Origin of the sequence: Streptomyces sp. NPDC005963 (assembly GCF_040638655.1) — a bacterium.
GTDB lineage: Bacteria > Actinomycetota > Actinomycetes > Streptomycetales > Streptomycetaceae > Streptomyces.
This window is the reverse complement of record NZ_JBEXVD010000002.1, coordinates 222,117-242,400: the sequence shown is the minus strand read 5'-3', so window position 1 is coordinate 242,400 and position 20,284 is coordinate 222,117. Positions and strand designations below refer to the sequence as shown.

20 protein-coding genes are annotated in these 20,284 nt (G+C 69.7%); 11 read left to right on the top strand and 9 right to left on the bottom strand.

The window, feature by feature from the left end; all coding sequences use genetic code 11:
* Positions 1-37: 37 nt before the first annotated feature.
* A complete protein-coding gene (locus tag ABZ348_RS04295; RefSeq protein WP_358929166.1) occupies positions 38-1,153 on the bottom strand; it encodes a magnesium and cobalt transport protein CorA in 1,116 nt (371 codons plus the stop codon).
* Positions 1,154-1,626: 473 nt separating this feature from the next.
* Between ABZ348_RS04295 and ABZ348_RS04290 the strand changes: the two genes are divergently transcribed.
* The 4 genes from ABZ348_RS04290 to ABZ348_RS04275 all read left to right on the top strand — a co-directional run bounded on the left by ABZ348_RS04290 (position 1,627) and on the right by ABZ348_RS04275 (position 4,842).
* Positions 1,627-2,229 carry a suppressor of fused domain protein gene (locus ABZ348_RS04290; RefSeq protein ID WP_358929165.1) on the top strand — a complete coding sequence of 201 codons (603 nt, stop codon included), beginning with the start codon at positions 1,627-1,629 and terminating at the stop codon, positions 2,227-2,229.
* A 250-nt stretch (positions 2,230-2,479) separates the two neighbouring features.
* Positions 2,480-3,118, top strand: a complete 639-nt coding sequence (locus ABZ348_RS04285) for a DUF6758 family protein (RefSeq protein WP_358929163.1) — start codon at positions 2,480-2,482, stop codon at positions 3,116-3,118.
* Between the two features lie 203 nt (positions 3,119-3,321).
* A complete protein-coding gene (locus ABZ348_RS04280) occupies positions 3,322-4,194 on the top strand; it encodes a PHP domain-containing protein (protein ID WP_358929161.1) in 873 nt (290 codons plus the stop codon).
* A gap of 42 nt (positions 4,195-4,236) precedes the next feature.
* Entirely contained in the window at positions 4,237-4,842 is a 606-nt protein-coding gene (locus ABZ348_RS04275; RefSeq protein ID WP_358929159.1) for a MarC family protein, read from the top strand.
* Positions 4,843-4,958: 116 nt separating this feature from the next.
* On the opposite strand, the gene ABZ348_RS04270 is transcribed toward ABZ348_RS04275, so the two are convergent.
* Positions 4,959-5,111 carry a hypothetical protein gene (locus ABZ348_RS04270; protein ID WP_358929157.1) on the bottom strand — a complete coding sequence of 51 codons (153 nt, stop codon included), beginning with the start codon at positions 5,109-5,111 and terminating at the stop codon, positions 4,959-4,961.
* Positions 5,112-5,298: 187 nt separating this feature from the next.
* Here ABZ348_RS04270 and ABZ348_RS04265 point away from each other — a divergent pair, with 187 nt between their 5' ends.
* The gene (locus tag ABZ348_RS04265; RefSeq protein WP_358929155.1) at positions 5,299-6,210 is read left to right on the top strand and encodes an NYN domain-containing protein; all 912 of its coding nucleotides are present in this window, start codon (positions 5,299-5,301) and stop codon (positions 6,208-6,210) included.
* Positions 6,211-6,224: 14 nt separating this feature from the next.
* Here the strand turns inward: ABZ348_RS04265 and ABZ348_RS04260 are convergent, their stop codons facing one another.
* Together ABZ348_RS04260 and ABZ348_RS04255 are read right to left on the bottom strand one after the other, a co-directional pair.
* Positions 6,225-7,094, bottom strand: a complete 870-nt coding sequence (locus ABZ348_RS04260; RefSeq protein ID WP_358929153.1) for an alpha/beta hydrolase — start codon at positions 7,092-7,094, stop codon at positions 6,225-6,227.
* Positions 7,095-7,226: 132 nt separating this feature from the next.
* The gene (locus ABZ348_RS04255) at positions 7,227-9,350 is read right to left on the bottom strand and encodes a DEAD/DEAH box helicase (protein ID WP_358929151.1); all 2,124 of its coding nucleotides are present in this window, start codon (positions 9,348-9,350) and stop codon (positions 7,227-7,229) included.
* Between the two features lie 479 nt (positions 9,351-9,829).
* Between ABZ348_RS04255 and ABZ348_RS04250 the strand changes: the two genes are divergently transcribed.
* Positions 9,830-10,555, top strand: a complete 726-nt coding sequence (locus ABZ348_RS04250; RefSeq protein WP_358929149.1) for a ferritin-like fold-containing protein — start codon at positions 9,830-9,832, stop codon at positions 10,553-10,555.
* A 391-nt stretch (positions 10,556-10,946) separates the two neighbouring features.
* Here ABZ348_RS04250 and ABZ348_RS04245 read toward each other — a convergent pair whose 3' ends face one another.
* The 4 genes from ABZ348_RS04245 to ABZ348_RS04230 form a co-directional block, all read right to left on the bottom strand.
* Entirely contained in the window at positions 10,947-11,216 is a 270-nt protein-coding gene (locus ABZ348_RS04245) for a hypothetical protein (RefSeq protein ID WP_358929147.1), read from the bottom strand.
* 236 nt (positions 11,217-11,452) lie between these two features.
* The gene (locus ABZ348_RS04240; protein WP_329027770.1) at positions 11,453-11,680 is read right to left on the bottom strand and encodes a DUF3107 domain-containing protein; all 228 of its coding nucleotides are present in this window, start codon (positions 11,678-11,680) and stop codon (positions 11,453-11,455) included.
* A 122-nt stretch (positions 11,681-11,802) separates the two neighbouring features.
* On the bottom strand, positions 11,803-12,456 hold the full coding sequence (locus ABZ348_RS04235) for a TetR/AcrR family transcriptional regulator (RefSeq protein WP_358929145.1): 654 nt from the start codon (positions 12,454-12,456) through the stop codon (positions 11,803-11,805).
* Between the two features lie 167 nt (positions 12,457-12,623).
* Entirely contained in the window at positions 12,624-12,890 is a 267-nt protein-coding gene (locus ABZ348_RS04230) for a hypothetical protein (RefSeq protein ID WP_358929143.1), read from the bottom strand.
* Positions 12,891-13,045: 155 nt separating this feature from the next.
* Between ABZ348_RS04230 and ABZ348_RS04225 the strand changes: the two genes are divergently transcribed.
* On the top strand, positions 13,046-14,020 hold the full coding sequence (locus ABZ348_RS04225; protein ID WP_358929141.1) for an alpha/beta hydrolase: 975 nt from the start codon (positions 13,046-13,048) through the stop codon (positions 14,018-14,020).
* Positions 14,021-14,167: 147 nt separating this feature from the next.
* Positions 14,168-15,508 carry a DUF3152 domain-containing protein gene (locus tag ABZ348_RS04220; protein WP_358929139.1) on the top strand — a complete coding sequence of 447 codons (1,341 nt, stop codon included), beginning with the start codon at positions 14,168-14,170 and terminating at the stop codon, positions 15,506-15,508.
* Positions 15,509-15,841: 333 nt separating this feature from the next.
* On the opposite strand, the gene ABZ348_RS04215 is transcribed toward ABZ348_RS04220, so the two are convergent.
* On the bottom strand, positions 15,842-16,285 hold the full coding sequence (locus ABZ348_RS04215) for a hypothetical protein (protein WP_358929137.1): 444 nt from the start codon (positions 16,283-16,285) through the stop codon (positions 15,842-15,844).
* 811 nt (positions 16,286-17,096) lie between these two features.
* On the opposite strand from ABZ348_RS04215, the gene ABZ348_RS04210 reads away from it, so the two are divergent.
* The 3 genes from ABZ348_RS04210 (at position 17,097) to moeZ (ending at position 20,185) form a co-directional block, all read left to right on the top strand.
* Entirely contained in the window at positions 17,097-18,065 is a 969-nt protein-coding gene (locus ABZ348_RS04210; protein WP_358876140.1) for an NAD-dependent epimerase/dehydratase family protein, read from the top strand.
* Positions 18,053-18,943 carry a spherulation-specific family 4 protein gene (locus ABZ348_RS04205; protein ID WP_358929135.1) on the top strand — a complete coding sequence of 297 codons (891 nt, stop codon included), beginning with the start codon at positions 18,053-18,055 and terminating at the stop codon, positions 18,941-18,943. The genes ABZ348_RS04210 and ABZ348_RS04205 overlap by 13 nt, the downstream gene beginning before the upstream one ends.
* A gap of 63 nt (positions 18,944-19,006) precedes the next feature.
* A complete protein-coding gene (moeZ, locus tag ABZ348_RS04200; protein WP_358929133.1) occupies positions 19,007-20,185 on the top strand; it encodes an adenylyltransferase/sulfurtransferase MoeZ in 1,179 nt (392 codons plus the stop codon).
* Positions 20,186-20,284 lie beyond the last annotated feature (99 nt).

Here is a 20,284-nt window from a genome sequence, read left to right as displayed (position 1 = left end):
GCCGCCAGCCGTAGCCACGACCTCCCAGGGCGATCACCTAGAGCCAGCCGTTGCGCTTGAGCGTCCGGTGGATGGTGAAGCAGATCCCGATGATGGCGGTGAGCACCATCGGGTAGCCGTACTTCCACTGGAGTTCCGGCATGTAGTCGAAGTTCATGCCGTACACCCCGCACACCGCCGTCGGCACCGCGATGATCGCCGCCCAGGAGGTGATCTTGCGCATGTCCTCGTTCTGGGCGACCGTCGCCTGCGCCAGGTTCGCCTGGAGGATCGAGTTCAGCAGTTCGTCGAAGCCGATGACCTCCTCCTGCACCCGGGCCAGGTGGTCGGCGACGTCACGGAAGTACTTCTGGATGTCCGGGTCGATCAGCCGCATGGGTCGCTCGCTGAGCAACTGCATCGGCCGCAGCAGCGGGGAGACGGCCCGCTTGAACTCCAGCACCTCGCGCTTCAGCTGGTAGATCCGCCCGGCGTCACTGCCCCGCTGCCTACCCTTCGAGGGGGCGGAGAAGACATCGATCTCCACCTCGTCGATGTCGTCCTGAACAGCTGCCACGACCGCGATGTAGCCGTCGACGACATGGTCGGCAATGGCGTGCAGAACCGCCGATGGGCCCTTCGAGAGCAGTTCGGCGTCCTTCTCCAACCCGTACCGCAGGGCTCGTAGCGAACCCTTGCCACCGTGTCGGACCGTGATCACGAAGTCCCGACCGGTGAAACACATCACCTCGCCGGTCTCCACGACCTCGCTGGTCGCGGTCAACTCATCGTGTTCCACGTAGTGGACGGTCTTGAAGACGGTGAACAGGGTGTCGTCGTAACGCTCCAACTTGGGCCGCTGGTGGGCGTGGACCGCGTCCTCCACGGCGAGCGGGTGCAACCCGAACTCCGCGGCGATACCGGCGAACTCCTCCTCCGTCGGCTCGTGCAGACCGATCCATGCGAACCCGCCGCCCTCCCGCACCCTCAGCATCGCCTCGCGGGGCGTCGGCGTGCCGTCGCCGGGAAGACGGCGCCCGTCGCGGTAGACCGCGCAGTCCACGACGGCGGTGGAGGCCGAGGGGTCGCGGGTGGTGTCGTACGAGTGGTAGGCGGTGCTGCTCCTCCGCAGGGCGGGACGGACGGCGGCACGGAGGTCACGAATCATCGACATGGCTGGCTCCTTCACGGAGAGGCCGTCGGCGAGTGGCGTGGCACAGCCCGGAATGGGGACGTGGGCACTACGTCCGCAAAGCGGGCGGCACCGCGGGATCGCGGTGACGGCGTTCGCTACAGACAGGCAAAAACGAGCTGCTCTTCCGTCGTGCGGGATTCCTCATACGGAACGCCGTGGTACGGAACGCCGTCGGAATGCCGTGGGCCTGTGCGAAGGGCCTTAGACCGCCGGGAAGTGACGCCGTACGGAAGAGCGGTTGGTACTGCACGGTCGACTTCGATCCACCGCAGACCCCACCTCCTCCGGCCGGTCCCCCGTAGGGGACAACGTGACGCCGGGAGCGGGCGGCGCCTTGGCGCCGCCGGCCTGTGCGCTCGGAGCACACCAACCCGGCCAGCGGCCAAGACTATCAGCCGACTGCGGGTCAATCCCTGTGATTGCCCCATCCATACGCGTTCTATGCTCGCCGAATGGCAGATGTTCTCGCTCTGGTCGAGGCCAGGCTGTGTACGGCGTTCGGCGAGCCGGACGCCCGGGCCGCGGTGACCTTCCTCGGTACGGACCGGATCGAGGTGCTGCGCTTTCGCACCCCCGGTGAGGGGTCGGCGGCCGATCTGGTCCGTTACGCCACCCTGGGGATGTCCGCCCACCCGATGAGCGATCCCACCGCAGCGATCGCCGACCCGGTGAAGGGCCCGCGTGCGGAACTGCTCCTCTCGGTGCGCCCGGGCGGCGCCGACACCGACCAGGTGCTGCGGCCCCTGGCGGTCCTGGCGGCGTCCCCGCAGGTCGAAGGTGTGGTCATTGCACCCGGGGCCTCTTTGGACCTCGGTGAACCGCTCTGGCCCGCCGCGCCCTTCAGCTCCGTACTGGTCGCCGAACCGGGTGGTCTCGTCGACGATCTGGAACTCGATGCGCCGCGGGAGTCGGTGCGGTTCCTCCCCCTGTTGCCCATGACGTCGAACGAGGCTGCGTGGAAGCGGGTGCACGGTGCATCGGAACTCCAGGAGCGCTGGTTGGCACGAGGGACGGATCTGCGCGACCCACACCGCAGGTCCGTGCCCCTCGACTGACGGCCGCCCCTCGCCGGGCCCGGAAGTGGCGCACCGCACGGATGCACCGCACGGATGCACCGCACGGATGCACCGCACGGATGCACCGCACGGATGCACCGCACGTGTTCGAGTTGTGTTCGGGTAATCACGCCACGAGGTCGCACGGAGAGTGACGCTCAGTTGAGCCATATCGGCTCTGAGTGAGCAGCTCACTCCGGACGGGTGATCGTCCTTGACGCGACGCCGGACGGGTAGGACCGTGAACGCTATGAGGGGCGAACCCAGTTGCCCGAAGTGCGGTGGCCGGGTCAGGGCGCCCGGTCTCTTTGCCGAAGCCTGGCAGTGCGGTGTGCACGGCACCGTGCACCCACTCCAGCCGGTGATTCCGCCCAGTGTCGAAGCCCTCGGGGTCGTTGTGCACCGGGCCAGGGTCCCGGTGTGGATGCCCTGGCCGCTCCCGGTCGGCTGGCTGTTCACCGGGGTCGCCTATGCGGGCGATGACCGCAGCGGCGGTCGTGCCACCGCCGTCGCCTGCTCCGGTCCAGGCCCGCTCGGCGGGATCGGAGAACTGCTCCTGATCGCCGAGGAGTTGGGTGTCGGACTCGGCTCGCGCTACGCCGGAATCGACGGCCCCGACCCGGGCCAGCACATCGACATCGGCAAACCCGCTCAGGCGAAGGTGCTCGCCGCCGGTCGCCCCAGCCCCCTGTGGCACGTCCAGGGCACCCCCTCGGACCGTGCCGTCTTCGCTGGTGAGGCCCGCGGGCTCTGGCTGTGGGCGATCGTCTGGCCCGAACAGTCCGGCCTCCTGATGTACGACGAACTGGTGCTCACCGATCTGCGCGACGCCGGGGCGGAGGTCGAGCTGGTGCCCTGCGGGGCGCTCTCCCCACGGCTGCTGTCCTGACCCGCGCACCGCGGGCCCGACACCGGCGCGCTCGCGAACCGGTCGAGGGCTGACGGCGGATGGGCCGCTCGCGCCGACCCACGGGCGGCCCGGCTGCCTTTGCCCGGGCGGTCGGGCTGCCTTTGCACGGGCGATCGGGCCGCCTTCGGCTGCCGATACACTGAACCGTCCCCCGCCCGCCCGATCAACCTGGAGTGCCGCTCGTGCGCATCGATCTGCACACCCACTCCACGGCGTCGGACGGTACGGACACCCCCGCCGAACTGGTGCACAAGGCCGCGGCGGCCGGGTTGGACGTCGTCGCCCTCACCGACCACGACACGACGCGCGGCCACGCCGAGGCGATCGCCGCCCTGGCCGAGGTCCCGAGCGGGCTGACCCTCGTCACCGGTGCCGAGATCTCCTGTGCGCTCGACGGAGTGAGCCTGCACCTGCTGGCCTACCTCTTCGACCCGCAGGAGCCCGCCCTCCTGCGCGAGCGGGAACTGGTGCGCGACGACCGGGTGCCCCGCGCGCAGGCGATGGTCGCCAAGCTCCAGGAGTTGGGCGTCCCCGTCGAGTGGGAGCAGGTCGCCCGCATCGCAGGCGACGGCTCGGTCGGCCGTCCGCACATCGCCACCGCCCTGGTGGAACTCGGCGTCGTCCCGAGCGTCTCCGACGCCTTCACGCCGCAGTGGATCGCCGACGGCGGCCGGGCGCACATCACCAAGCACGAACTGGACCCGTTCACCGCGGTCCGATTGGTGAAGGCGGCCGGCGGAGTGTCCGTCTTCGCCCATCCGGCGGCTGCCAAGCGCGGCCGTACGGTGTCCGAGCAGGCCATCGCCGACCTCGCAGCGGCCGGTCTGGACGGCATCGAGGTCGATCACATGGACCACGACGGCCCGGCCCGCGAACGCCTGCGCGGTCTCGCCGCCGACCTCGGTCTGCTCACCACGGGATCGAGCGACTACCACGGCAGCCGCAAGACGGTCGGGCTCGGCGACTACACCACCGACCCCGAGATCTACGGCGAGATCACCCGCCGTGCCACCGGCGCCTTCCCGGTCCCCGGTGCGGGCGGACGTCGTACCTGACCTTCGCCGCCCGTTCGACCCCTCTTCCCGCAAGGCACCAACGTGTTCGACGCTGCCGTTTTCGGCTCCCTCTTCCTCACCCTTTTCGTGATCATGGACCCGCCCGGGATCACGCCGATCTTCCTCGCCCTCACCTCCGGACGCCCGGTCAAGGTGCAACGCAGGATGGCCTGGCAGGCGGTCGCCGTCGCCTTCGGCGTCATCGCCGTCTTCGGTCTGGTCGGCCAACAGATCCTGGACTACCTGCACGTCTCCGTGCCTGCCCTGATGATCGCCGGCGGTCTGCTGCTGCTGTTGATCGCCCTCGACCTGCTGACGGGCAAGACGGACGAGCCCCAGCAGACCAAGGACGTCAACGTCGCCCTCGTACCGCTGGGAATGCCGCTGCTCGCCGGGCCCGGAGCCATCGTCTCGGTCATCCTCGCCGTGCAGAACGCCGATGGCGCACCCGAGCACATCGCGGTCTGGGGCGCGATCGTGGCGATGCACGCGGTGCTGTGGCTGACCATGCGCTACTCGTTGGGGATCATCCGCGTGATCAAGGACGGGGGAGTGGTGCTGGTGACCCGGCTCGCCGGCATGATGCTCTCCGCGATCGCCGTGCAGCAGATCATCAACGGCGTCACCCAAGTCGTACAGGGCGCCTGAGGCGGTGGACATGGGTCCACCCACGACAACGCCCCCGTACGGACCGGTGTCCGCTGCGGGGGCGAATGACGTCATGTGTGCGCCGGCGGCATCGAGCCGATGGCACTACGCCGGCACTACAAGGCCGAGGTCTCGGCCGGGCGGATGTCGATGCGCTGGCCGGTGGCGGCGGCCTGCTGCACGATCCGGTTGACGGAGGCGGCGTCCACGACGGTGCTGTCGACGGCCGTGCCGTCAACGTCGTCCAGGCGCATGATCTCGAAGCGCAAGGCTTCTCCCTTCGTCTGATCCTCCCCGAGGGAGAACTGTTGGTAGCGCGCACCGACCCCCTGTGGGTGCGCAGGTTCCAGTCGGTTCAACAGTGATGCGCCCGGCAAATATTCCTTACACTAAAGAAAATCTTTGGCACGCTAACTACTGGTGGGTGTCGCCGAGCGCCCTGAGAATGAGCTCCGTATGAACGAGGCAACGATCGACACAGCGATCACCCAGATCAGCGCACGTCTGGACCACACCAACGAGCTCCTGCACCGGATGCTCGCCGAGGTGGCCAAGACGCCCTCCACCCACGCCATCTTCGTGGACGCAGGTTACGTCTATGCTGCGGCGGGATTGCTGGTTGCGGGCACCGAGGACCGACGCTCCTTCGATCTGGACGCGGAAGGTCTGATCGACGCGTTCATCGACAAGGCCCGCAGCATCTTCGCTGACAGCAGGCTGCTCCGCGTGTACTGGTACGACGGCGCCCGCCGCCGCATCCCCACACCGGAACAGCAGTCGATCGCCGAACTGCCCGACGTCAAGGTGCGACTCGGCAACCTCAACGCCAACAACCAGCAGAAGGGCGTGGACTCACTGATCCGCACCGATCTGGAGTCCCTCGCACGCCACCGCGCCATCAGCGACGCGGCCCTCGTGGGCGGTGACGAGGACCTGGTGTCGGCCGTGGAAGCGGCCCAGGGCTACGGGGCACGGGTGCACCTCTGGGGCATCGACGCCTCCGAAGGCGCCAACCAGGCCGAGGCGCTGCGCTGGGAGGTCGACAGCACCCGCACCTTCGACCTGGACTTCTGCCGCCCGTACCTGACCCGACGTTCCGTCACGACGTACGAGAACGAAGGCGCGCCGCCGCCCTCGCGCGAGGAGGTGCGGTTCGTGGGCGCACGGATCGCCGCCACCTGGTTGGCCGAGCGCGGCAGCGACGCACTCGCCGAACTGCTGCCCGGCCATCCTTATCTGCCGGGGCCCGTCGACCAGGACCTACTGATCGAGGCGGAGGCACTGCTCCAACGGTCGCTACGAGGGCACGCCGTCCTGCGCAGGGCGCTGCGCGACGGCTTCTGGCAGCACCTCCAGTCCCAGCTCTGACGGACCGTCCGCTCTCAGTGGGCGGCCCAGAACTTCGCCACGGCCTCCGCCGTCTCCTGCGGGCGATCGGTGTTGGGGGAGTGTCCGGCACCGGCGATGACGGTCCGCCGGGCACCGAGTCGCTCCGCCATCCGGTCGAACAGCGGCACGGGCCAGGTGTCGTCGCTCTCACCGCTGATGACATGCACGGGAAGCCCGGGGACGGCCGCGAGTTCATCGACCCGGTCCGGCTCGACCGACAGCTGCCGACCGGTGGTGATGAGCTGCTTCGGATGGTGCCGCAGCCAGCGCCGGCGCAGGTCCTCGCCGTCGACGGCGGCTTCCTCCGGTGTCTCGAACGCCTGCATCGCCGCCCACACCTCGACCATGCTCAACTCCGTGAGCGCCCGGCTCAGCAGCGCCACCCTCTGTTGCTGGGCGGCAGTGATCCGGGCCGGACCCGACGACATCAGGGTCAACGTACGAAAGGGAGATGCCGCGGCGGTCGCCGCCACCTCCAGCACCGCGGCGCGGGCGATCTGCCCACCGAGCGAATGCCCCAGCAGATGCACCGACCCGTCAGCCGCCACCGCATCGACCTGCGCCAGCACATCGAGTGCCAACTCCCGCTGGGAGTAAGCATCGACGTCATCCGGGCCCGCCGTCTCGAACTGACCCCGGCCGTCGACGCACACGACACGAAAGCCCGCGTCGGTGAGCGGGGTGAGCAGGGCGATGAAGTCCTCCTTGCTCCCCGTGAAACCCGGGAGCAGCAGCCCAGTGGCCGAAGGAGCGCCGCGCTCAGCAGCCGGCACCGCGTCGAGCACCGCGAACTCCCCGCGCGAGGTGCGCAGCATCCGGGAACGGGAGCAGGGAGGAGGGACGAAGGTCGGCGGACGACTCATGACAGGGAGATTACCCGCGGGTCGCCGCGCCCACCCGACCGCACGCGGCTACCGGCCCGCACACGCAGAACGGCCCGCACATGCAGAACGACCCGGTCCCCCACGGGGGAACCGGGCCGTCCGTCGATCAGATCAGGCTTCGGCCTGGACCGCGGCCTTGGCCGTACGGGTGCGACGACGAGGCGCCGCCTCCGGGGTGACCGCCGCCTCCGTGGCGGCAGCCGGGGCGTCCGCTGCGGCAACCGTCTTACGGGTGCGCCGACGCGGCTTGACCTCGGCCTCCGCCTCCACGGGCTCCGGTGCACCGGCGGTCGCGACGGCCTTCACCGCACGCGTACGCCGGGGCTTGACCTCCGGTGCGGCCTCGGTCGTCTCGACCGCGGCGACCGCCTTGACCGCGCGGGTGCGACGACGCGGCTTGGCTTCCGGTGCGACAGCCTCGGCCACTACGGCGGGCGCTGCCTCGGACACGGTCTCCGCCACTGCCGGTACGGCCTTGACCGCGCGGGTGCGTCGGCGGGGCTTGGCTTCCGGTGCGACAGCCTCCGCCTCCACGGCGGGCGCTGCCTCGGACACGGTCTCCACCGCTTCCGGTACGGCCTTGACCGCACGCGTCCTGCGACGGCGCGGCTTGGCCTCCGGTTCGGTCTCCTGGAGCGGCTCCGTCGGCTGGGCCGGCACCGGGAGGACGGCGACCGCAGGCTCGGCTTCCGCCACGGTCTCCACCGCGGTCGGGGCCTGCGCCACGACCGTGGTTCCTGCTCCGGTCGCCCGGGTCCTACGTCGACGCCTCGGAGTCCGCGGCTGTGCTGCGTCCTCATCGGCGGCCGGTGCGTCCTGGGCCGGCGCGCCCAGGGAATCGGCGGCGATCTCCGTAGGAGTGCCTCCCCTGGTGCGACGGCGCTGACGCGGGGTCCTGGTGCGCGCGGGGCGCTCCTCGACGGCGACGGTGGCCGCGGCCTTGCGGCCCCGCCCGCCGGTCTCGCCCAGGTCTTCCACTTCCTCCGCGGCAAGACCGGCACGGGTGCGCTCGGCCCTCGGCAGCACGCCCTTGGTGTCCGCGGGGATCTTCAGCTCTTCGAAGAGGTGGGCGGAGGTGGAGTAGGTCTCGACCGGGTCGTGGAACGACAGGTCGAGCGCCTTGTTGATCAGCTGCCAGCGGGGGATGTCGTCCCAGTCCACAAGGGTGACGGCCGTACCCAGCGCACCAGCGCGGCCAGTGCGGCCGATCCGGTGGAGGTAGGTCTTCTCGTCCTCGGGCGACTGGTAGTTGATGACGTGGGTCACGCCCTCCACATCGATGCCGCGCGCTGCGACGTCGGTGCAGACAAGGACGTCCACCTTGCCGTTGCGGAACGCCCGCAGGGCCTGCTCACGCGCACCCTGGCCGAGGTCGCCGTGGACGGCTCCGGAGGCGAAACCGCGACGAGCGAGCTGTTCGGCGATGTCCGCCGCGGTCCGCTTCGTACGGCAGAAGATCATGGCGAGGCCACGGCCGTCCGCCTGGAGGATGCGCGAGACCAGCTCGGGCTTGTCCATGGAGTGCGCGCGGTACACGCGCTGGGTGATGTTGGCGACGGTCGCGCCCGCGTCGTCGGGCGAGGTCGCGCTGATGTGGGTCGGCTGCGTCATATAGCGGCGCGCCAGCCCGATGACCGCACCCGGCATGGTCGCCGAGAACAGCATCGTCTGCCGGCGCGGCGGCAGCAGCTGGATGATCTTCTCGACGTCGGGCAGGAACCCGAGGTCGAGCATCTCGTCGGCCTCGTCGAGCACCAGGGCCCGCACCTTGGAGAGGTCGAGCTTCTTCTGGCCCGCGAGGTCCAGCAGTCGGCCGGGCGTGCCGACGATCACATCGACGCCCTTGCGCAGGGCTTCGACCTGGGGCTCGTAGGCACGACCGCCGTAGATCGCGAGGACGCGCACATTGCGCACCTTGCCCGCGGTCAGCAGGTCATTGGTGACCTGGGTGCACAGTTCGCGCGTGGGCACGACGACCAGCGCCTGCGGGGCGTCGGTGAGCTGCTCGGGGGTGGCCCGGCCGGCTTCGACGTCGGCGGGCACGGTGACGCGCTCCAACAGGGGCAGGCCGAAACCGAGCGTCTTGCCCGTACCGGTCTTGGCCTGTCCGATCACGTCGCTGCCCGAAAGCGCGACGGGGAGCGTCATCTCCTGAATGGGGAAGGGGGACAGAATGCCGACAGCTTCGAGTGCTTCGGCGGTCTCGTCCAGGATTCCAAGATCCCGGAAAGTCATGGGCTGCGTAGTCAGGGTGTTGCCTCTTCTGTGAGACGCGACGTGAGGCGAACGATGGGGGTCGTGCCGCACCTGGGTACTGGGCCGACCGTGGATTGGCCGGATGGCGCGGGACCACTGCCTTCGCTCAAGCGCTCGTGCCGCTGAGGGGCCCCTCATCTGCGGTCATACGCGGGGGCGCATATCCGCACGGAGGGCGGTCGGGTCGGAGCCGATCGTGCCACCGACCGGGCATCCTCATGGGGAGTCGGAAAGATAAAGATCTTTCCAACAATCACTGCGAACACTGCGATCGCCCGCTGAGTGAAGTAGTACGTCACCTCAGAACGCTCAGCAGGCGCAATACCACTGTACCCCGGATTCGCGCATGTGTGTTGGGCGAATCCGTAGGAACCGGGGCAGCGGGCCGGCGGGAATGCCGTACGAGCACCTCTGACCAGGGCCTTACCACCCGCGGTCAGCGGGCTATTGTGCCCGACATGGAGACGCCAGACAACGCCACAGAACACACCGGGATCGCGGCCCAGGACTGGGCCACCGCGTCCGCGGACCCCCAGTACCGCGCAGCAGTCGTGGATCTGCTCGGGGCGCTCGCCTACGGCGAGCTGGCCGCTTTCGAGCGGCTCGCCGAAGACGCCAAGCTCGCCCCCACCCTCGGTGACAAGGCAGAACTGGCCAAGATGGCTTCCGCCGAGTTCCACCACTTCGAGCAGTTGCGGGACCGGCTCGCCGCCATCGAAGCGGACCCCACGGGTGCCATGGAGCCCTTCGCCCAGGCACTGGACGACTTCCACCGCCAGACCGCTCCGTCCGACTGGCTGGAGGGCCTGGTCAAGGCGTACGTCGGCGACTCGATCGCCAGTGACTTCTACCGCGAGGTCGCAGCCCACCTCGACGCCGACACGCGCTCCCTGGTCCTCGCCGTGCTCGACGACACCGGGCACGGCAACTTCGCGGTGGAGAAGGTCCGCGCCGCGATCGAGGCCGACCCGCGGGTCGGCGGACGGCTCGCCCTGTGGGCCCGACGGCTGATGGGGGAGGCGCTGTCCCAGGCGCAGCGGGTGGTCGCCGAGCGCGACGCGCTGTCCACCATGCTCGTCGGTGGTGTGGCGGACGGCTTCGACCTGGCCGCGGTGGGCGAGATGTTCACCCGGATCACGAAGGCGCACACCAAGCGGATGGCGGCCCTCGGACTCGCCGCCTAGGGTCTTTCTTTTGGATCAGGCTGGATCAGGGAGCGGGGTCTGGTGCCGTGGATCGCAAGGCGGAGGAATGAATCACTGCGGTGGGGGCACCTCCCGTGCCGCTAGGCACAGGGGGCCATTGGTGATTGACGACAACGCGGCGTGGGGGTACCTCCCGTGCCGCTAGGCACAGGGGGAGCGCGGTGCCAGGGCACGCGAGCCCAGCAAGATCCGAAAGAAGGGCCCTAGGTCCGGCTCCCACGGATCGGATGCGTACGGTCATACGGATCGATTTCGTAACGGCGTATGCGTTATACGAGAACCGTGAGATACGAGAACCGTGAGCCGGGCCCGAGGGCCCGTGCGGTCGGCGGTCTCCAGACGATCCACGGGCCCTCTTGGGCCCCAGGGGTCAGAAGGGGATCGCCCGCCGCAGTCGACGCCCTGACGGCCGCAGCAGCAGCGACAGCAGTACGGCCCCGATCAGCACCGCACCTACCAGCGTCCCCAGGAACTGGCCGGGGCCGAGCGCGACGTGCGTCACATAGCCACCGAAGAGGGCACCGAACGCTCCCGTGAGGAAGACGACACGACGCTCCGGGAGACGGTCGGCCAGTTGACGGTCGGCGAGCCACGCAAGGGCTAGTCCGAGCAGAATCGAACCGATCGCTTCCCACTGCACTGCTGATCACCTCACGAACACCGGTAGGGGTAGGTCGGTCTAGCGCGTACTACCCGTTGACCACCGGGAACAACCCTTTCCGGCGAGGCGCCGGAAGCTGGCCGGATCATGAGCCCGAGGAGGGGGTAACCGGCCAACCGGGACACGGGAGTCCGGCACAGGAATCCGGCACACGGCTCGGGGCCCTGGCGGAATCAACTCCCACCAGGGCCCCGAACTGCTCGACTCAAGCCGTCCTACAGCGCGCCGAAGCCCACGCGCCGCGTCGCGGGCTCACCGATCTCCACGTACGCGATCCGGTCCGAGGGCACGAGAACCCTGCGGCCCTTGTCGTCCGAGAGGCTGAGCAGCTGCGCCTTGCCGGCCAGCGCCTCGCCCACGGCGCGCTCGACGTCCTCGGCGGAGTCCCCGCTCTCCAGAACGATCTCCCGGGGCGCGTGCTGCACGCCGATCTTGACCTCCACGGCTATGTCCCTCCGAACGGTGCGTTGCGCGGTCTTTCGCGCCGTACCCAGCACACACTAGCCGGGCCGAGCCGGCGGTCAGTCGCCCTGGGTGAACGCCAAGAGCGAACAGTGCCCGCGCGTCAGGGCTGTTCGGTCGGGGATTCCGTGCCGTGGAGGGGGAAGCCCGCGATGCCGCGCCAGGCCAGGGACGTCAACAGCTGGACCGCGGTGTCCCGCGGGATGCTCGAACGGCTGGAGAGCCAGTACCGCGCCACCACCTGCGAGACGCCGCCCAGTCCCACGGCCAACAGCATGGACTCGTCCTTGGACAGCCCGGTGTCCTCGGCGATCACCTCGGAGATCGCCTCGGCGCACTGGAGGGAGACCCGGTCCACCCGCTCGCGTACCGCGGGCTCGTTGGTGAGGTCCGACTCGAAGACCAGTCGGAAGGCGCCGCCCTCGTCCTCCACGTACGCGAAGTAGGCGTCCATGGTGGCCGCGACGCGCTGCTTGTTGTCGTTCGTCGACGCCAGCGCCGTGCGCACGGCCAGCAGCAGCGCCTCGCAGTGCTGGTCGAGGAGGGCGAGGTACAGCTCCAGCTTGCCCGGGAAGTGCTGGTAGAGCACGGGCTTGCTGACCCCTGCCCGCTCGGCGATGTCGTCCATCGCAGCCGCGTGGTAACCCTGTGCGACGAATACTTCCTGGGCCGCGCCCAGAAGCTGGTTCCTACGGGCTCGGCGCGGCAGACGCGTGCCTCGCGGGCGCGCCGCCTCTGTCTGCTCGATGGCTGTCACGCCGCCTCCCAAAATCTGTGATGTGCGCGCTGTGCGCCGCGCCCGCCATCGTACTTTTGGGTAACCCAGTCGTGGGCGTCGCGGACGCAGAATTTCACGGACCGGACAGTCGCGGTAGCTCCCTGGTCGCGGGCAATAGGTGGGCAAAGAGGTCAAGGCCATTCGGGTCAGCGATAGTCGTCCTCATCGAGGGCGACCACGCGTGCCTGCTCCACGGCGTCCGCCTCGTTGACGTGGTCCTTGTCGATGTGGGGCACCGGATCGTCGTGCTCCGGACGCACCTCGCTCTCCTGCTCGGCGGCATCGGCCTCGGGCACGTCTGCGTCCGTGATGTCCGCGGCGTCCGTCGTGTCCGTGGCGTCGGGGCCGGTCGTTTCGGCGGCCTCGCGTTCGGCCTCGTACAGGGTCTCTGGGTCGGTGGGATCGATAGCCATGCGGCACCGCTTTCCCGGCAGCAGGGGTGCTCGTCCTTGGAGCTTCGGTGATGGTCCTTGTCTATGAAGCGTAGGAGCTACTGATTCACGGCGCTACGCGATGTGTGACGCCGAACACACGATTCGCGGTGTGATCGTCTCGTAACATTGCACGCATGTCTTCGACCGAGCTGCCGGACACCGACTCCGCCACCGCCGACGAGGCACCCGAACCCGTCAAACCCCGCACCGCACGGGTTGCCCCGGGGGAGGAGTTGCGCTCCGTCGCCCTGGCGGGCCTCACCCTCTCGGTCAGGTCGCGTCCGCCGGTCCGCACCGGGCTGCCGCCCGCGCTCTTCGTCCACGGCCTCGGCGGTTCCTCGCAGAACTGGTCGGCGATGATGCCGCTGTTGGAGGGCGTCGTGGACGGCGAGGCCCTCGACCTCCCCGGGTTCGGCGACTCCCCGCCGCCGTGCGACGGCAACTATTCGGTGACCGGACACGCCCGGGCCGTCATCCGCTACTTGGAAGCGTCGGGGCGCGGTCCCGTCCATCTGCTCGGCAACTCACTCGGCGGCGCGGTCAGCGTTCGGGTCGCGGCCGTCCGGCCGGATCTGGTGCGCACGTTGACGCTCGTTTCGCCCGCCCTGCCCGAGTTGCGCGTCCAGCGCAGTGCCGTGCCCACCGGGATGCTGGCCCTGCCCGGCATCGCCCGACTGTTCAGCCGGTTGACCAAGGACTGGACGCCGGAGCAGCGCACCCGCGGTGTGATGGCTCTCTGTTACGGAGATCCTTCACGCGTCTCCGATGAAGCCCTGGGGCACGCGGTGCTGGAGATGGAGCGCCGGGTCCAACTCCCCCATTTCTGGGATGCGATGGCCCGTTCGGCACGCGGTATCGTCGATGCCTACACGCTGGGCGGCCAGCACGGACTGTGGCGACAGGCGGAGCGGGTGCTCGCGCCGACGCTCCTCGTCTACGGGGGGCGCGACCAACTCGTCTCGTACCGTATGGCGGGCCGGGCCGCCGCGACCTTCCGGGACTCGCGGCTCCTGACCCTGCCGGACGCCGGGCACGTGGCGATGATGGAGTACCCGGAGACGGTTGCGCAGGCCGTCCGAGAACTGCTTGACGACACTGGTAGGAGCTGATCGGCGCCCGTGGGACGACACAGCCGCAAAGGCCCCGCACCGAAGGGTTCGGGTCGCGATCCCCAAACGGGTGCATCCCCGTCCGGTACGTCCGACTCCCGCGCGTACGGCTCCGGTTCACCGGGTTCGGGCCGACGCGCCCCACGTGTGGGGGAAGCCGAAGCGGCGGCGCGTCCCGCACCGCCGGCGCCGGGCGGAGTGCGTACCCCGCAGCCCCAGCCGGACGCCGGCCGGCGGCGCACGGCCCCGCCCTCCGGCCCTGAGCACCTGCCCGCCGGGTACGCCCCCCAGCAGGCGCGCGGCGGGCACCCCGAGCAGCACGAGGCCGGGGGAGGGTGGGGAGTCCCCCGCCCCCAGCAGGGGCAGGGCGCACCGGGTGGGCCTTCGGGCCGTACGGGAGGCCCGCGTCAGCAGGCTGCCGCCGGTGTGCCGGGGCTCCGGGGGGCCATGGCGCAGGGTGCGCGGATACCGGGACCTCGCAGGGAGTTCGTGGAGGCGTTCGACGGTGGCCGACCGGCCCCGGGGGCGGACCCGTACGCATCCGTCACCACCTGGCCCGCTGACGCCCCCGATGTCGCCGATGCCTCTGGTGCGGCCGTCGCTGCCGATACCGCCGATGCCATGGAGGGGGACCGCAGGGCGGCGGAGCGTCCGTCCGACCGTCCCTCACCCGAACCGCCCAAGCCCAGCAAGGGACGTACCGTCACCGGCATCGCGGCGGCGGCCGTGACCACGGTGCTCGCCATCGTCGTCGCCGGACAAGTGGCCGAGGAGGCCGGTGCAAAGCCCGGCACCGCCACCACCGGGGACGAGCGGGGCGGTGTGGGTCCCGCATCCCGTTCCGAGGGGCGCAAGGCCCCGGCGCGCGAGGTGCAGCCCGCCGCGCCCAGTTATGAGCAACTGATGGCCTCACCCTTCCCCATTGACCCGAAACTGACTGCGGACGGGACTTTCGAGGCCGTTCCCGGTTTTGAGAAGGCGCCGGGAAAGGGACGTAAGATCCGTTATCGCGTGGACATCGAGCAGGGGTTGGGAATGGACGGTCTGTTGTTCGCGACCGCCGTTCAGAAAACCCTCAACGACGAACGCAGTTGGGCGCACGGAGGCCAGCGGACATTCGAGCGGATTTCCTCCGGTGAACCGGATTTCATCGTGACCCTCGCCAGTCCCGGGACGACCGATGTGTGGTGCGAGAAATCCGGCCTCGATACGTCGATCGACAATGTCAGTTGCGATTCCGCAGCCACCGACCGAGTGATGGTGAATGCCTTTCGGTGGGCACAGGGGTCGGACACCTACGGCCCACGCGCTCTGTACGCCTACCGTCAGATGCTCATCAACCACGAGGTCGGACACCGCCTCGGCCATGACCACGTGAACTGCTCCACTGAGGGTGCGCTCGCTCCCGTGATGCAGCAGCAGACGAAGTCCCTCAACGTCAAGGGCATCAGTTGCCGGCCCAACCCCTGGGTCCATCCGGGCGGCTGACACCCGCCGCCGGCACCCGCCCAGGGGTGGTTCCGTGCATGTGCCCATGGGTGGCACAGCCACTTCGGGATGGCCCTGCTCGCGTCCGTTGATCGAGCTGGCCCCGTCGTCCCCCGAAAACCCGTGGGCGCGTGATGTGTTGACCCGGCTGCTTCGCCCTGCCCGGGCGCGTGCCATGAGGCGCCCCGCGCGAAGGGGTGGCCTTGGCTTGACGCACCGTAATGGCGATCTCTCTTAGCGCGACGAAACGTCCGCCGGGGGCGAAAGTTACGTGCATTCACCCCTTCCGGTGGCGCGACGGACAACCGTCCATCACACCACCGTCACCCCGGCTTACCGTCGTCCCGCTGTGGTCGCCGCATCGACGGCTGCCGACGACGAGGGTGATCGGGGGTGTATTCGGTGCGGAACGCGCTGCTCACGTACGGTGTCCACTCCCGTGCGGACCGTGGTGGACCGGGCCGGTACGGTCGACTCGACGGCGATGCCCGAGGGCAGCAGAGCGGCCCCCGCTCCACGCCCACGTCCGCGCGCGTCCTGCCGCAGATCGCCGCACCCGTGCAGATCGGGCCGAGCGACCACTGCGTCGAACGCCCCCAACCGTCCGCCCCCGCAGTACGCCGCGACGGACAGGGTCACGCCGAGGCTCACGCGGGGGGCACGGACGGCCGCCCGGTGCTGCGCGGTGGACGGCAGCCCCTGAACGGGTCGTTGGCTAAACGCTTCTGCGAACACCTGTCGTCGGACGCCCGGTGCGAGGCACACGAATGCACCCATCGACCGGGGACCCACCGTACGAAAGGGCCGCGCCCGGCCGTTCTGAACCTGCCCGTTGCCGGCGCCCTGCACCGCCACGGCCTGTCCACCAAGCGTCGAACCCCGTTCCGACAACTGCCGCTGACTGGTGGAGTCCTGCGTCGACCCTGCCGCCGCCGATCGCCGTCGACCGGCCTCCGCGCCCTGACCACGGCCGGGTGGAATCGCATGGCATTTCACGGCATTTGGTGTGAGCGCTGCTCGCGTGCGCTCCGACGAGGCGACGGGTTCGGGCCCGACAGCACGTTCCTCCCCCCAGGACCCGGTGCTGCGCGGGCAACCCGTACCCCTCAGCAGTACGCGCCGGAGGATCGCAAGCCGACGTTCCCCATGCGGACGAACGCACCCCCTCGCGGTCCAGCACCCCCATGCCCCGCCCGGGGAGGGCCGCCCACGCAGGTCGATGGTCTGCCGGCCCCCGGGCATGGACCGGTCGACCGGCCCCGAGCCGCCCCACAGCGCCGGGGCGTCGGTCCGACCCTCCCGCTGTGGACCGCCGGGCCGACCGGTCGGAGCACCGCCGTAACGGACCTCGGAGCTCTCCACGCCCTCCGCACGGTCCGTCCGGAGACGAACCCCCTGTACCGAGTGTCCCGCCGCTCTCGGCAGTGCACCCGCCTCCCCCGTCCGTCCACCTCCCCGACCCCCAACCGCGGCGTCCGCACCATCGGCGACCGACCACCCGCCAACAGCCGCATCGACCTCCGAAGGAGAACCACGACATGACCAGCCAACTCCCGGCCGCGACCCGTCGGCACGCAGGGGGCACGCGATGAGGGTGCTGCTGCTCGGAGCCAATGGATTCCTCGGCCGCTTCGTCGCGGATCGACTGCTCGCCGACCCCGCCGTGCATCTGACCGCACTCGGCCGGGGCGATGACGCGGACGTCCGCTTCGACCTCGCCGGCGGCAGCCCCGGCGCACTGACCCGCTTCTTGAGCGCCGTCCACCCCGGCGTCGTCATCAACTGCGCGGGCGCGACGCGCGGCGGTGCCCGTGATCTGACCCGACACAACACCGTCGCCGTGGCCACGGTCTGCGAAGCGCTGCGCCGCAGTGGGTGCGGTGCCCGACTCGTCCAACTCGGCTGCGCCTCCGAGTACGGCCCCTCCCAACAGGGCTCGTCCACCGCGGAGGACGCCATTCCCAGACCGGGCGGACCCTATGGCGTCAGCAAGCTCGCGGCGACCGAGTTGGTGCTCGGCTCCGGCTTGGACGCCGTGGTGCTGCGCGTTTTCTCGCCGGTGGGGCCGGGTACCCCGGCCGGATCCCCGCTGGGCCGCCTCGCCGAGGCGATGCGCCGTGCGATGCAGTCGGGCGACGGTGAGCTCAAGCTCAGCGGACTCGGGGTGCAGCGCGACTTCGTCGACGTCCGGGACGTCGCACGGGCCGTCCACGCCGCATCCCTGTCGGCCGCCCAGGGCGTGGTCAACATCGGTACGGGTCGGGCGGTGCGTCTGCGCGACGCGGCGGCCGTCCTCTCCCGGGTCGCCGGGTTCGCCGGTGCCCTGCACGAGGTGGACACCCCACCGGGCCGGCCACCGGGAATGGGAATCGGCGCACCGCGTTCCGAATCCGTCCTGGAGCAACTCGGTGCCACCCCGGTGCCCTATCCCGACGGATGCGGCGGCTGGCAGCAGGCGGACGTGCGCACGGCACGCGACCGGCTCGGCTGGCGGCCCCGCATCAATCTGGAGGAGTCGCTCGCGGACATCTGGATGGAGGCGGCATGTCGCATCTGACCACCGCCGACGCCCGGCTCTCGGCGACGGGTGCGGAGCAGCTCGGGCTGGGCGTGCCCGGCTGTGCCCACCCCCTGCTGGCACCCAATGAGTGGGCGGAGCTGTCCCGGCCCGGCACCCCGTTGCACTGGGTCGTGCTGAACGTCGCCAACGGGCCCGGGGACTGCCCCGATCCGCACGGTCTGGCGGCGGCCGGGCGGCTGACCAACGCCGGGGTGCGTGTGCTCGGTCACATCGACCTGGCCCACGGCCGGCGCACGGTCGCCGAAGTGACCGCCGAAGCGCAGCGCTATCGGGAGTGGTACCGCGTGGGCGGCTTCCTCCTCGACCGCTGTCCGACGGGCCGCCAGGACCTGCCCGCCGTGCGCAGTGTCACCGCGACCCTGGCCGCCCTGTCCGACGGGGGCCATCTGGTCCTCGGGCACGGGACCCACCCCTACCCCGGCTATCTGGAGGCAGCCGACCAGTTGGTCACCTTCTCCGGGCCCTGGGCCGACTACCGCTGGTCGCAGGTCGCCGAGTGGACGGCTGACCATCCGCCGGAGCGTTTCGTCCACCTGGTGCACGGGGTCCCACGCACGCATCTACAGGAAGCGACCCGCATCGCCCGCTGGCAGGGCGCGGGGACGATCTTCTTCACCGACCGCACGGACCGTCTTGACCGTCTCGGCCGTGGAGTGGGGGCCGGTCGACTCGGCCCGGGGCGATGCTGTGAAGAGACGTTCGGCGAGCGGGGGACCCGGGCTCAGGAACGCCGGACGCGAGCGGGCGGCCTACGGCTGCGAGGAGTGCATACGGGACAGATATCCCCGTATGACACCCTGCCCGGCTACTGGGACGAATTCGTCTCGCAGATCGGACCGGGTGTCTCGGAATGAGGAGGCGCGTGGCAGTGTTACCGGAGAACAACCGTACTGACCTACCGACGCAACGGAGTCCCCGTGTCGCTGCCACCCCTGGTCGAGCCAGCTGCTGAGCTCACCGTCGACGAGGTCCGCAGGTACTCCCGCCACCTGATCATTCCCGATGTCGGGATGGACGGGCAGAAGCGGCTGAAGAACGCCAAGGTGCTCTGTGTGGGCGCCGGCGGCCTCGGGTCGCCGGCCCTGATGTACCTCGCGGCGGCCGGTGTCGGCACCCTCGGCATCGTGGAGTTCGACGAGGTCGACGAATCGAACCTCCAGCGCCAGATCATCCACAGTCAGGCCGACATCGGCCGCTCCAAGGCGGAGTCCGCCAAGGACTCGGTCCTCGGCATCAACCCGTACGTGAACGTGGTCCTGCACAAGGATCGGCTCGAAGCCGAGAACGTGATGGACATCTTCAGCCAGTACGACCTGATCGTGGACGGCACGGACAACTTCGCCACCCGGTACCTCGTCAACGACGCCTGCGTGCTGCTGAACAAGCCGTACGTCTGGGGTTCGATCTACCGTTTCGACGGTCAGGCTTCCGTCTTCTGGTCCGAGCACGGCCCTTGCTACCGCTGCCTCTACCCCGAGCCCCCGCCGCCGGGCATGGTTCCCAGCTGCGCCGAGGGCGGTGTGCTCGGTGTGCTCTGCGCCTCCGTGGGCTCGATCCAGGTCACCGAGGCGATCAAGGTCCTCACCGGTGTCGGTGACTCCCTGGTCGGGCGACTGATGATCTACGACGCCCTGGAGATGCAGTACCGCCAGGTCAAGGTGCGCAAGGACCCGAACTGCGCGGTCTGCGGCGAGAACCCCACCGTCACCGAACTGATCGACTACGAGGCGTTCTGCGGTGTGGTCTCGGAGGAGGCCCAGCAGGCGGCTGCCGGTTCGACGATCACTCCCAAGCAGCTCAAGGAGTGGATCGACGACGGCGAGAACATCGAGATCATCGATGTCCGTGAGGTCAACGAGTACGAGATCGTCTCCATCCCGGGCGCGAAGCTGATCCCCAAGAACGAGTTCCTGATGGGGGCGGCCCTCCAGAGCCTGCCGCAGGACAAGAAGATCGTCCTGCATTGCAAGACCGGTGTCCGTAGTGCGGAGGTGCTCGCCGTCCTGAAGTCGGCGGGCTTCGCCGACGCGGTGCACGTGGGCGGTGGAGTGATCGGCTGGGTCAACCAGATCGAGCCGAGCAAGCCCATCTACTGATCTCCGCACCATCCGCCAGGGCTCCGACCGGTCACCGGTCCGGAGCCCTGGCTGTTTTCCGCACCGGTATCGAGGTTCCCCGCACGGCCCCACGCCCTG